Below are 270 nucleotides of genomic sequence, written 5' to 3'. Positions count from 1 at the left end.
ATCGTCCCGCGCAGGTATATAGTTGGATGTGTCGATGATCACGCTGTCTTCAGGAAGGCCTTCGAGAAGCGCTTTAAGATCTGGAATTCGTACAAAAGGTATCGAGAGAATTACGACGTCAGCACCCACCAAAGCCTCTTCTTTCGTGACTGCAATTGCACCCGTGGAGAGCACATCAGGATCAATTGTATGCGGCCCGCGTGAATTTGAAACTCTTACTGTATGGCCAGCAGTGCTTAGCAGTCTTGCAAGCGTTCCCCCGATAAATCC

The 270-nt window shown here is 49.6% G+C and carries 1 protein-coding gene; it reads right to left on the bottom strand.

Annotated elements, in window-relative coordinates:
* Positions 1-270, bottom strand: a 270-nt coding sequence (locus tag AC3XQU_RS23950) for an NAD(P)-binding domain-containing protein (RefSeq protein WP_489876624.1), incomplete at both ends; no start/stop codon positions are given.

The sequence above is a fragment of the Telluria sp. AZSoR62 genome, assembly GCF_058111565.1.
The sequence above is the reverse complement of the archived record's forward strand: the minus strand, read 5'-3'. Positions and strand labels throughout refer to the sequence as shown.